Origin of the sequence: Buttiauxella sp. WJP83, from assembly GCF_027594725.1 — a bacterium.
GTDB lineage: Bacteria > Pseudomonadota > Gammaproteobacteria > Enterobacterales > Enterobacteriaceae > Buttiauxella > Buttiauxella selenatireducens.
The window spans coordinates 1,639,053-1,650,712 of sequence record NZ_CP110080.1; the positions used below are offsets into that span (position 1 = coordinate 1,639,053).

The window sequence follows — 11,660 nt, forward strand, 5'->3', positions numbered from 1 at the left end:
GCTTACATCTCCAGGAAGTTTTTCAGTAATTTTGCGCCTGCTGCACCCGAACGCTCCGGGTGGAACTGCACGCCAAAGAAGTTATCTCTTTGAATGGCTGCGGTGAACGGTTCGCCGTAGCTGGCCTGGGCGATGGTATTCGCACACACTGGCATGGCGTAGCTGTGCACAAAGTAAAAATAGTCGCCATCGTCGATACCTCGGAATAAGCGGTCACCGGCTTTTGGATAAACGCGGTTCCAGCCCATGTGTGGCAAAGGCAAACCGTGGTCGACCATTTTCAGCACCGGTTCTTCAATGATGCCGAGCATTTCCACGCCGTTGCTTTCGTCGCTGCGCGAGCCTAAAAGCTGCATACCGAGGCAAATCCCCAGCACCGGTTGGGTACATGCCTTAATCAGCTCGACCAGATCGCGCTCGCGGATTTGGTTCATTGCAGCCTGAGCTGTGCCCACACCGGGCAAAAAGAGTTTATCGGCACGCAGTACCACTTCCGGGTCACGGCTCACCACGGGTTCATAGCCGTGACGTTGAATAGCCGACTTTACCGAGTGCAGGTTGGCACAGCCGGTATCGAGGATCACGACGTCCATTACAACACTCCTTTCGAGGAGGGCAACGTGTCGCCTTCAACCCGAATCGCCTGGCGTAATGTGCGACCAAAGACTTTAAACAGGCTTTCGACGCGGTGATGGTCGTTTTTGCCTTTGGTTTTCAGGTGCAGAGTCACCCCCATGGTGTAAGAGAGCGAACGGAAGAAGTGCTCGACCATCTCGGTGCTCAAATCGCCCACGCGCTGGAAGTTGTACTCTGCTTTATATTCAAGATGCGGACGGCCAGAAATATCCAGTGCACAGCGGGCCAGACATTCGTCCATCGGCAAGGTAAACCCAAAGCGTGTAATACCGCGTTTATCACCCAGCGCGATTTTCAGTGCTTCGCCGAGTGCCAGGCCGGTGTCTTCTACAGTGTGGTGATCATCAATGTAAAGGTCGCCTTTTACGCTAATGTTCATGCGGAAGCCGCCGTGGGTGGCAATCTGGTCCAGCATGTGGTCGAAGAAACCCACGCCGGTGTTAATTTTGCTGCCACCTTCGCGGTCGAGCCACACTTGCACGTCAATTTGCGTCTCTTTGGTGGCGCGTTCAACGTGCGCGTAGCGGTCGCGTTTGGTTAGCTGGTCGCTGATCATCGGCCAGTTCAGTGTTTCACCGTGGTAGCGTAAACCCTGAATCCCCATGTTTGCGGCCAGTTCGATGTCGGTCGCACGATCGCCAATCACATAGCTGTTTGGCTTATCCAGAACGCCTTCTTCCAGGTAGCCTTTCACCATCGCCAGTTTTGGCTTACGGCATTCGCAGTTATCTGTGGGTAAATGCGGGCAAATCAGTACGTCATCAAAACTCACGCCCTGAGAAGTCAACACCTGCATCATCAGGTTGTGCGGGCCGTCGAAATCCGCTTGCGGGAAACTGTCGGTCCCCAAACCATCTTGATTGGTGATCATCACCAGCTTGTAGCCCGCTTTTTGTAATTGAAGCAGAGCGGGGATCACCGCAGGCTCAAAGGCCAGTTTATCCATACGATCCACCTGAAAATCTGAAGGTGGCTCGGAAATTAAAGTGCCGTCACGGTCGATAAAAAGAATTTTCTGGCTCACACGCCCTCCGTGGCCGTCAGGCCGGGTTGTTCACGCAACGCAGCAATGGTGCGCTCGCATTCAGTACGGGTGCCGACGCTAATACGCAGGCAGCCGCTTAACGATGGTTGTTTGTTCTGATCTCGTAAGATAATGCCCTGATCCCACAGAGATTTAAATACAGCACTTGATGCGGTGAAACGCGCCAGAACGTAGTTGGTTTCGGAATCGAAAACCTGCTCAACGCAGTCAACATTCTGCAATGCCTTGATTAAATATTGGCGATTCACCAGGATCTCCGCCACACGTTCGCGCATGGCAATAATACCCTGTGGGCTTAATGCCTGAGCGGCGATATCGGCAACTGGCGTGGAAAGTGGATAAGGCGCGATGACTTTCATCAGCAAATTAATCACTTCTTCATTTGCCAGGGTGAAGCCACAGCGTAGACCCGCCAGCGCAAAGGCTTTGGAAAGCGTGCGCAGGATAACCAGGTGCGGATACTCATTTAACCAACCAGCCAGCGTCGCCTGCGGGCAAAACTCGATATAGGCTTCGTCGGCAACCACCAGTGCTTTTCCACGTGCGATTTCCAGCAATGCGCGCAGATCTTGCGGGTTAATCAACTGTCCGGTTGGGTTGTTTGGGCTGCAAACGTAAATCACTTTCACGCCATCAAGATTTTCTGCAATCGCAGGCAAATCGAGCTGCCAGTCTTCAAGCGTTGCCACGGTGCGGCATTCCACGCCGATGGTTTCAGCACTCACGGTGTACATTCCATACGTCGGCGGGCAATAAAGAATCGCGTCTTTGCCGGGCTCGCAGAAAGCGCGGATTAACAGTTCGATACCTTCATCAGCGCCACGGCTGACTAACACTTGTTCTGGTTTTACGCTGGCATATTCGGCGTAGCGCTCAATCACCAATTTTGGCTGGCATTCCGGATAGCGGTTCAGCGTTTGTTGAGTCAGTTCATACTCAATGGCAATTGGATATTCGTTGGCATTCAACCACACATCGCCATTACCACCCAGACGGCGAGCCGACTGATAAGGGGTCAGGGCGCGGACATTTTCGCGGGCTAACTCTATAATGCTCATTGCATCTCCTTAAGCGCTGCAAGGCGCAGGGTAACGGCGTTTTTGTGGGCATCCAGCAGCTCGGCAGCGGCCAGCGTTTCAATGGTTTTAGCAAGGCTTGCGAAACCTTGTGGCGAGAGTTCCTGAACGGTCATGCGTTTCTGGAAATCTGCCAACCCAAGGCTTGAACAGGTCGAGGTGTAGCCATAAGTCGGCAGCACATGGTTAGTACCCGAAGCGTAGTCGCCCGCGGATTCCGGTGACCAGTCACCGAGGAATACCGAACCGGCGCTGGTAATGCTATCAACTAAATCACGGGCATTGCGGGTCTGAATAATCAGATGCTCCGGGCCGTACTGGTTAGAGATTTCAATACACTGCTCGAGATCGCGAGCAACAATCAAACGGCTACTTTCTAGTGCTTTACGCGCCGTTTCGGCACGGGGTAATGCGGCCAACTGGCGTTCAACAGCTCTCGCGACGGACTGCGCCATTGCACTGTCCGGCGTCAGTAGAATCACTTGTGAATCTGGGCCGTGCTCAGCCTGGGAAAGCAGGTCGGAGGCCACAAAATCTGGCGTTGCGCCGCTATCGGCAATCACTAACACTTCTGAAGGACCGGCAGGCATGTCGATTGCTGCACCATCCAGGCGCTGGCTAACCTGGCGTTTTGCTTCAGTCACAAAAGCGTTACCCGGTCCAAAGATTTTATCCACTTTTGGAATGCTTTCAGTGCCCAGAGCCAGTGCGGCAATCGCCTGCGCACCACCCACCTGAAACACTTCCTGAACGCCGCAGAGACGTGCGGCATACAGAATTTCGTCGGCAATCGGTGGCGGTGAGCACAGCACCACTTTTTTGCAGCCTGCAATACGTGCTGGTGTGGCAAGCATCAATACGGTTGAAAATAGCGGTGCTGAACCGCCAGGAATATAAAGACCGACAGACGCAACCGGACGAGTCACCTGCTGGCAACGCACGCCAGGCATGGTTTCGATATCCACCGTTGCCAACTGCTGAGCAACGTGGAATTTCTCGATATTCGCCACCGCCACGGTCATCGCGTCTTTGATCTCAGAACCCAGGCGTGCCACTGCGGCGTCAATTTCGCTCTCGCTGACTTTGAGTTGCTCAACAGTCGTTTTATCAAATTTCGCGCTGTATTCGCGCAATGCCGCATCGCCGTGAGTTTTCACATTATTAAGAATATCTGCGACTGTGCGGGTAATGCTTTCCGACGCCGAAATCGCCGGGCGAGTCAGCAACGCTTGTTGCGCCGCCTCATCACATTCATTCCAGTTAATCAACGTATTGAAGTTTGCCATGGTGTTACTCCATCATCTTCTCAATTGGTAACACCAGAATAGAACTGGCACCCAGCGCTTTCAGTTTTTCCATGGTTTCCCAGAACAGGGTTTCGCTGCTCACCATATGCATCGCGACACGCTGTTGATCGCCTGCGAGCGGCAGAATCGTTGGGCGTTCAGCGCCAGGCAGCAGGGCAACGATTTCGTCCAGGCGCTCGCTTGGCGCATGCAACATGATGTATTTCGATTCACGCGCCTGAATCACGCCCTGAATACGGGTCATCAGTTTGTCGATAAGCTGTTGTTTCGCCGAATCCATTTCACCATCACGCTGAATCAGGCACGCTTTGGAGCGGTAAATCACTTCCACTTCACGCAGGCCGTTGGCTTCAAGCGTTGCACCCGTAGAAACCAGGTCGCAAATCGCGTCAGCAAGACCGGCGCGTGGAGCCACTTCAACAGAACCATTCAGCAAGCAGGATTTAAATTGCACGCCTTTACTATCGAGGTAGCGCTTCAGGATGTGCGGATAGGAGGTCGCGATGCGTTTGTTGTTAAGGCTTGCTGGGCCATCCCAAGGGTCATCAACGGAAATCGCCAGTGAAAAACGACAGCCACCGAAATCAAGACGACGCAGGGTGAAGTAACGCGGGTCATCGCCCTGAGCGCGGCGGTTCAGTAGCTCTTCTTCCAGTACGTTTTCGCCAATAATACCGAGGTCCACGACACCGTCCATCACAAGCCCTGGGATGTCGTCATCACGAACACGCAGAATATCAATGGGCATGTTTTCTGCCATGGCAATCAGGCGCTGGGTGTGCAAATTAATTTTTATGCCGCAGCGAGCCAGTAATTCGCGTGAGTCATCGCTCAAACGACCAGATTTCTGAATAGCTATGCGTAAACGGTTGTTATCTAACATCGGTGGATCCCTCTAATCAATTCTTGTTTGACGCCCAAAAAAAAGCCCCCGGAAGAAATCTTCCGGGGGCTTATTGACTCGTTCATGCACCACTGGAAGATCTTTTCGTCTCCCAGCACACATCGCCTGAAAGACTAGTCAGGATGATGGTGATGATGGTGGTTAGTAAATTGAACGCGTGTCATAAAATTCTCGTATGAATGATTATTCATGTGTGTGCAATTAACGTAAACCAGATTCGCCTTTCAGTGCAAGGGCTTTTTATCCTCTCAATTAATATTCTGTTTAGCACCACTGATTGTTAGTTGTCGTAACGTGGCGTAGCCTTACTACAGGGTTCAAAAGTACAGCAGAGAGATATGCTGCAATCCAGGAGAGAAGGCATGAAAAAGGTTGCGATTGTCGGGTTAGGGTGGCTTGGGATGCCGCTTGCGATGTCTTTATCAGCGCGCGGCTGGCAAGTGACAGGCAGTAAAACCACACTCGACGGAGTAGAGGCTGCACGGATGAGTGGAATCGACAGCTATCAATTGCAGCTGACGCCTGAACTGATCTGCGACACTGACGATCTCGATGCGCTGCTCGACGTTGATGCGTTGGTGATTACTCTGCCCGCTCGCCGTACAGGTGAAGGCGACGATTTCTATCTGCAGGCGGTGCAGGAAATTGTCGATAGCGCGTTAGCGCACGATATCCCGCGTATTATTTTTACCAGTTCCACTTCGGTGTATGGCGAAAAAGAAGGGGTGGTGAAAGAAACGTCTCCGCTTGAGCCGGTTACCGCCAGTGGCCGCGTACTTAAAGAGCTCGAAACTTGGCTGCATGATTTACCGGGAACATCGGTCGATATTCTGCGTCTGGCGGGTTTGGTCGGGCCGGAACGCCATCCAGGACGCTTTTTAGCAGGAAAAACGGATGTGGCGAATGGGGCGCATGGCGTCAATCTGGTGCATCTGGAAGATGTCATTTCAGCAATTACACTGTTGTTACAGGCTCCAAAGGGCGGTCACATCTATAATTTATGTGCGCCCGATCACCCATCGCGTGCCGAATTCTATTCTTTGATGGCGCGCCAGATGAATCTCGATGCACCAAACTTCCGAACTGAAGCGCAAAATGGCCGCGGTAAGCTGGTGGATGGCAACCGTATCTGCAACGAACTTGGGTTTGAATATCAGTATCCAAACCCGCTGGTAATGCCCATGCAGTAACCGCTGTGGGGCATTACTCGTGACTGTCAGGAACGAGTATGAAACCACTGCTGGATGTGCTGATAATTCTCGATACCCTCGATAAAGAAGGGAGCTTTGCTGCGGCGGCAACAAAGCTCTTTAAAACCCCTTCCGCGCTCAGTTACACCGTGCAAAAACTCGAAAACGATCTCAATATCCAGATCCTCGATAGATCAGGTCATCGTGCGCGATTTACGCGAACGGGTCAGCTTCTTCTGGAAAAAGGTCGCGAAGTGCTGCATACCGTACGCGAGCTTGAACAGCAAGCCATCAAGCTTCATCAGGGATGGGAAAACGAATTGGTGATTGGTGTAGATGATTCATTTCCCTTTTCACTGCTGACACCTCTCATTGAAGCGTTTTATAAAAGTTACAGCGTGACGCGCCTGAAATTCATCAATGGCGTGTTGGGCGGTTCATGGGAAGCGCTCACTGAAGGGCGAGCCGATATTATTGTTGGTGCAATGAGCGACCCGCCATCCATCAGTGGCTTTGGATTTACTTTGCTCGGCCAACTTGAAAGCGTGTTTGTCGTCGCCCCGCACCATCCGCTGGCTGACGCCGAAGAGCCGTTGAATCGTCGCGTGATAAAACGCAGTCGCGCAGTCATCGTGGGGGATACTTCCCGCCTTGAACCGTCACGTTCGATGCATTTACTCGAAGATCAAGATGCTATCACGGTCTTTGACTTCAAAACCAAGCTCGAATTGCAGATAAGCGGCATCGGATGCGGCTACGTTCCCCGTTACATGGCGCAGCGTTTTATTGAAAGCGGTGTGCTGGTCGAAAAACAAGTCATTTCCCATGTGCCGTTTGTCCCTGTGTGGATTGGCTGGAACGAACAAACGGCAGGCCTTGCCAGCGAGTGGTGGCGGGAGCAAATCGTCAATAATCCTGAAGTCGCCGTGGTATACGGAACCTCGCAAAATAATACGAATGGGTGAGTGGCGCGGTTTTCCCGTCACATCTATGGTTAATACTGGGTCTGTATCTCTTCTTAAAATGTCTTCGCGTTTAAATTCACTCCTCTGCATTGTTTTGCAGAGGTTTTTTGTGCGCAAGGAGTCTGTATGAAGCAAACCAATCAGCAATGGCAGTCACGGCGTGAGCAAGCAGTTCCGCATGGAGTCGGCAATGCGTTGCCGGTCTATATTGAAAAAGCGAAAAATGCGGAAATTTGGGACGTTGAAGGCAAACGCTATATTGATTTCGCTTCTGGTATTGCGGTGCTGAATACCGGGCATAACCATCCCGCAGTGATTGACGCAGTGCGTCAACAGCTTGAACAATTTACCCATCCTTGTTTCCAGGTCACGCCATATGGCAATTATATCGAGCTTGCCGAACGGCTTAATCAACTGGTGCCGATTAGCGAGCCTTGCCAGACTTTGTTCCTGACCACGGGGGCGGAGGCGGTCGAAAATGCCATCAAAGTGGCACGTATTGCGACCGGGCGCTCGGCTATAATTGCGTTTCGTGGTGCGTTCCATGGCCGCACTTTGCTGGGCATGGCATTAACCGGTAAAGTTCAGCCCTATAAAAAAGGCTATGGCCCATTCCCGGCTGGAATTTATCACGCGCCTTATCCTGCGGCTTATCTCGGTGTGAGCGACACTCAGGCACTGGCGTCACTGGCGGGTATTTTTGCTGCTGATGTCTCTCCCGACGAAGTTGCTGCCATCATTATTGAACCGGTGCAGGGGGAAGGGGGCTTTTATGCAGCCTCAACGTCCTTTATGAAACAACTGCGCACCCTATGCGACAAGCATGGGATCGTATTGATTGCCGACGAAATTCAAAGTGGTTTCTGCCGGACCGGTAAAACCTTTGCCATTGAACACAGCGGCGTGGAACCGGATCTCGTCACCATGGCGAAAAGCCTGGCCGGTGGCTTCCCGCTGTCTGCGCTAGTCGGCAAGAAATCACTGTTTGATAAAGCGATGCCGGGTGGTCTGGGCGGCACTTATGCCGGGTCGCCTGTGGCGATTGCGGCGGCGCTGGCTGTCACTGACATAATAGAGAAAGAAAATCTCAATCAACGCGCGCAGGTTATTGGTGAGCAAATCACCCATCGTCTACAGGAAATGGCAGAGCAATTTGACTGCATCGGCGATGTGCGTGGATATGGCGCGATGATTGCGATGGAGCTAGTCGAAGAGCGTGACAGCCATCGTCCGAATAAAGAATTAACTCAGGCACTTGTCAAAGAAGCAGGCAAGCAGGGGCTGGTTTTATTGTCCTGTGGCGTGCGTGCGAATGTGATTCGTTTTCTTGTCCCATTAACAGCTGAAAAAGAAATTGTTAATGAGGGCCTCAACATCTTGTCTTCTTGCCTCGAATTAGTGCAAAATACGCGCCTCACTAAATGAGAACAAAAAACCGACGTTAAACGCGTCGGTTATTTTTTTGCATTAAGTTCAAGCAGTCAAACAGGCATCCGCCAAAAAAACCAAGAGGCCGGGCTTCGTACCGGATAGATACTAGCTTTTAAAAAACGACAGTCGTGTCGCCGAGGAAATTTAGATGGGGCAGCTTTTTGCTTTTGCGCATGTATTCGCCGTTTGGGGGAATGACCATGTCGCTTAACGTCACCGCAGGTGCAAAATCTCGTGTTGAACTCCGTAAGAGCCTTACGCTCATTCCGGTAGTTATGATGGGTCTGGCTTATATGCAGCCGATGACCTTGTTCGATACATTTGGGATAGTATCTGGCCTTACCGACGGACATGTCGCTACGGCTTACGCGTTTGCCCTTGTGGCAATTTTGTTCACCGCGTTAAGTTATGGAAAGCTAGTACGCCGCTTCCCGTCTGCGGGTTCCGCTTATACCTACGCTCAAAAAGCAATCCACCCGGTGGTTGGCTTTATGGTGGGCTGGTCGGCGCTGCTTGATTATCTGTTTATGCCGATGATCAACATTCTGCTGGCTAAAATCTATTTTGAAGCCTTAGTACCGTCTATCCCGTCGTGGATTTTCGTGGTGCTTCTGGTTGGCTTCATGACTATCTCCAACCTGCGCGGCATTAAAACCGTGGCAAACTTCAACAGTCTTATTGTTGTGTTGCAGATGGTTGTGATGGTTGTGATTACCGGTCTGGTGATTTACGGCGTTGCCAATGGCGAAGGTGCCGGCACGTTAGCCAGTACGCGTCCATTCTGGTCTGAGAACGCAAACGTGGTGCCGATGATCACCGGCGCGACCATATTATGTTTCTCGTTCCTCGGATTTGACGGTATTAGCTCGCTGTCCGAAGAAACCAAAGATGCAGGCCGTGTCATCCCGAAAGCGATTTTCCTGACTGCCCTGATTGGCGGCGTGATCTTCGTTGTGGTGTCTTACTTCCTGCAACTGTACTTCCCGGATATTTCTCGCTTCCATGATCCGGACGCGTCACAGCCAGAAATTATGCTGTTCGTGGCAGGCAAAGCCTTCCAGTTCGGTATCTTGATTTTCTCCTGTGTTACCGTTCTGGCTTCAGGTATGGCGGCACATGCGGGTGTTTCTCGCTTGATGTATGTTATGGGCCGTGATGGCGTGTTCCCGGAGCGTTTCTTCGGTTACATTCATCCGAAATGGCGTACTCCTGCGTTAAACGTGGTTCTGGTGGGTATCATTGCGCTGTTCGCCGTGAAGTTTGACCTGGTAACCGCAACGGCGCTGATTAACTTTGGTGCGCTGGTGGCGTTCACCTTCGTTAACCTGTCGGTGATTTCCCAGTTCTGGATCCGCGAAGGCCGTAACAAAACGATTAAAGATCACTTCAACTATCTGGTGCTGCCAACGTGTGGCGCACTGACAGTAGGTGCGCTGTGGATTAACCTGGAAGAAAGCTCGATGGTTCTGGGCCTGATTTGGGCGGCTATTGGCTTGACCTATCTGGCATTCGTGACTCGTCGCTTCCGTAACCCGGTTCCACAATTTAACGAAGACTTAGCGTAAGCATTAATATTCAAAAGGCCCTCAATGAGGGCCTTTTGTCGTTTTTATCCCACTAAAAACTGCGCGTACTCAAACAATGCCTTAAGTAACGCGGTCTTTTCTTTATCATCCTCATGCAGGTTATAGAGCGCTTCCAGTTCTTGCGCGTAGGCTTGCAACGCTTCCTGAGACAACACATCACGACGGTGCTGCAACCAGCGCTGCTGCTCGGCCTCATCCAAAGTGCCTGGGAAGTTACGCGCACGATAATTAAACAGCAATTTTTCAATACGCTTATCGGCAAACGTAATATCCAGCGCAGGCAAATTCTGCGGATCGGTCTGCAGCACAATGCGCATGGCTGCGCGGTCGGCATCGCTGAAAAAGCCATTGTACAGTTGCGCATCGACATTATCGGAAGGCACAAAAGGCTCTGCTTCAGCAAAAATAGCCACGGCTTTTTCACGCACGGAAGGGTGTTCACGCAACAATTTCAGGTTTTCCAGGCAACGTTTGCGATCGATACCTAAACGCTCTGCATCTTCTGGGCGGAGGGTGTTGGCCACTGCCAGCACCGGACATTTATTAAGATGCACCAGTTTGATCGGTACGGCCGCCGCATCTCCCAGTGCGGATTTCGGCGTATACAACCGCTCGCGCAATGCATCAGCATCCAGTTCCAGCAGCGGTGAAATATCGCCTGCCAAATCGACCATTATCACGGCATTACGATTATCTGGATGCCAGGCAAGTGGGGCAATCCAGCTGGTGTTACCACGCCACGCGCCAAACATGCCCGAAACATGTACCAACGGTTTCATCTGCGGGATATCAATCAACGTGGTGAGTTTGTGCTTTGAACGGTGACTATAGAGGTAATCAAACAGACGCGGTTGGCGAGTTTTGACCAGTTGCGCCATCGCGATGGTGGCGTACACGTCCGACATTGCATCATGCGCGTTAGCATGTTCAATACCGTTGGCTTTGGTCAAATGTTCGAGGCGGAAACTCGGCAACCCTTCATCGTTCTCCGGCCAGACAATGCCTTCCGGTCGAAGCGCATAGCAGGCGCGCATGACATCAAGCAAATCCCAGCGCGAGTTATCGTTCTGCCAGCTCCAGCCATACGGATCATAAAAGTTACGATAGAAAATATTGCGCGTCACTTCGTCATCGAAACGCACATTGTTGTAGCCGACAACACACGTTTTCGGCAGGGTAAAAATTGAATGGATGCGCTTTGCGAAATCCGCTTCATTAACGCCACGCGCCAGGGCTATTTGCGGCGTAATACCGGTAATCATTACCGCTTCAGGCTGAGGCAGATAGTCATCCGCCGGTTTGCAGTAAAAGACTTCCGGTTCGCCAATGACGTTAAATTCTGAATCAGTGCGAATGGCGGCGAATTGCGCAGGGCGGTCGAGTGACGGGCTTTTACCGAAAGTTTCATAGTCATGAAAAAGGAAGGTCGGTTGTTGCGTTGTATTGTCCACGGTTTACTTCCGCCCTTGAGTGTTGTTTAACATGCTGTTATTAAACTGAAATCCCACTAAAACCCTCTC

At 51.6% G+C, this 11,660-nt stretch carries 12 protein-coding genes and 1 other annotated feature; of the genes, 5 read left to right on the plus strand and 7 right to left on the minus strand.

Annotated features, from left to right (window positions below; all coding sequences use genetic code 11):
- Positions 1-2: 2 nt before the first annotated feature.
- The 6 genes from hisH to hisL form a co-directional block, all read right to left on the minus strand.
- Positions 3-593, minus strand: a complete 591-nt coding sequence (hisH, locus tag OH773_RS07575) for an imidazole glycerol phosphate synthase subunit HisH (protein WP_183269817.1) — start codon at positions 591-593, stop codon at positions 3-5.
- Entirely contained in the window at positions 593-1,660 is a 1,068-nt protein-coding gene (hisB, locus tag OH773_RS07580) for a bifunctional histidinol-phosphatase/imidazoleglycerol-phosphate dehydratase HisB (protein WP_270144487.1), read from the minus strand. The genes hisH and hisB overlap by 1 nt, the downstream gene beginning before the upstream one ends.
- Positions 1,657-2,739 carry a histidinol-phosphate transaminase gene (gene hisC, locus OH773_RS07585; protein WP_270144489.1) on the minus strand — a complete coding sequence of 361 codons (1,083 nt, stop codon included), beginning with the start codon at positions 2,737-2,739 and terminating at the stop codon, positions 1,657-1,659. The genes hisB and hisC overlap by 4 nt, the downstream gene beginning before the upstream one ends.
- Complete coding sequence (gene hisD, locus OH773_RS07590; protein WP_270144491.1) at positions 2,736-4,043, minus strand: histidinol dehydrogenase; 1,308 nt, start codon at positions 4,041-4,043, stop codon at positions 2,736-2,738. Before hisD ends, hisC begins: the two co-directional genes overlap by 4 nt.
- Before the next feature lie 4 nt (positions 4,044-4,047).
- The gene (gene hisG, locus OH773_RS07595) at positions 4,048-4,947 is read right to left on the minus strand and encodes an ATP phosphoribosyltransferase (protein WP_183269813.1); all 900 of its coding nucleotides are present in this window, start codon (positions 4,945-4,947) and stop codon (positions 4,048-4,050) included.
- A gap of 36 nt (positions 4,948-4,983) precedes the next feature.
- Positions 4,984-5,106, minus strand: a sequence feature (His leader region).
- On the minus strand, positions 5,082-5,132 hold the full coding sequence (gene hisL / locus OH773_RS07600) for a his operon leader peptide (protein WP_270145743.1): 51 nt from the start codon (positions 5,130-5,132) through the stop codon (positions 5,082-5,084). (Overlaps the previous feature by 25 nt.)
- A 198-nt stretch (positions 5,133-5,330) precedes the next feature.
- On the opposite strand from hisL, the gene OH773_RS07605 reads away from it, so the two are divergent.
- The 5 genes from OH773_RS07605 to OH773_RS07620 all read left to right on the plus strand — a co-directional run bounded on the left by OH773_RS07605 (position 5,331) and on the right by OH773_RS07620 (position 10,119).
- Complete coding sequence (locus tag OH773_RS07605; protein ID WP_270144494.1) at positions 5,331-6,158, plus strand: SDR family oxidoreductase; 828 nt, start codon at positions 5,331-5,333, stop codon at positions 6,156-6,158.
- A 38-nt stretch (positions 6,159-6,196) separates the two neighbouring features.
- Entirely contained in the window at positions 6,197-7,123 is a 927-nt protein-coding gene (locus tag OH773_RS07610) for a LysR substrate-binding domain-containing protein (RefSeq protein ID WP_270144496.1), read from the plus strand.
- A 126-nt stretch (positions 7,124-7,249) separates the two neighbouring features.
- Positions 7,250-8,548 carry a 4-aminobutyrate--2-oxoglutarate transaminase gene (gabT, locus tag OH773_RS07615; protein ID WP_183269810.1) on the plus strand — a complete coding sequence of 433 codons (1,299 nt, stop codon included), beginning with the start codon at positions 7,250-7,252 and terminating at the stop codon, positions 8,546-8,548.
- Between the two features lie 154 nt (positions 8,549-8,702).
- Positions 8,703-8,765 (plus strand): membrane protein YoeI, encoded by a 63-nt coding sequence (yoeI, locus tag OH773_RS22425; protein ID WP_120063352.1) that lies wholly within the window; start codon positions 8,703-8,705, stop codon positions 8,763-8,765.
- On the plus strand, positions 8,755-10,119 hold the full coding sequence (locus tag OH773_RS07620; RefSeq protein ID WP_270144499.1) for an APC family permease: 1,365 nt from the start codon (positions 8,755-8,757) through the stop codon (positions 10,117-10,119). Before yoeI ends, OH773_RS07620 begins: the two co-directional genes overlap by 11 nt.
- A 44-nt stretch (positions 10,120-10,163) precedes the next feature.
- On the opposite strand, the gene sbcB is transcribed toward OH773_RS07620, so the two are convergent.
- On the minus strand, positions 10,164-11,591 hold the full coding sequence (sbcB, locus tag OH773_RS07625; RefSeq protein ID WP_270144501.1) for an exodeoxyribonuclease I: 1,428 nt from the start codon (positions 11,589-11,591) through the stop codon (positions 10,164-10,166).
- Positions 11,592-11,660: the final 69 nt, after the last annotated feature.

Excerpts from the sequence above, each read along its gene's own strand:
- hisH (WP_183269817.1), bottom strand. The coding sequence starts at position 593 with ATGGACGTCGTGATCCTCGATACCGGCTGTGCCAACCTGCACTCGGTA.
- hisC (WP_270144489.1), bottom strand. The coding sequence starts at position 2,739 with ATGAGCATTATAGAGTTAGCCCGCGAAAATGTCCGCGCCCTGACCCCT.
- hisD (WP_270144491.1), bottom strand. The coding sequence starts at position 4,043 with ATGGCAAACTTCAATACGTTGATTAACTGGAATGAATGTGATGAGGCG.
- hisG (WP_183269813.1), bottom strand. The coding sequence starts at position 4,947 with ATGTTAGATAACAACCGTTTACGCATAGCTATTCAGAAATCTGGTCGT.
- OH773_RS07605 (WP_270144494.1), top strand. The coding sequence starts at position 5,331 with ATGAAAAAGGTTGCGATTGTCGGGTTAGGGTGGCTTGGGATGCCGCTT.
- OH773_RS07610 (WP_270144496.1), top strand. The coding sequence starts at position 6,197 with ATGAAACCACTGCTGGATGTGCTGATAATTCTCGATACCCTCGATAAA.
- gabT (WP_183269810.1), top strand. The coding sequence starts at position 7,250 with ATGAAGCAAACCAATCAGCAATGGCAGTCACGGCGTGAGCAAGCAGTT.
- OH773_RS07620 (WP_270144499.1), top strand. The coding sequence starts at position 8,755 with ATGTCGCTTAACGTCACCGCAGGTGCAAAATCTCGTGTTGAACTCCGT.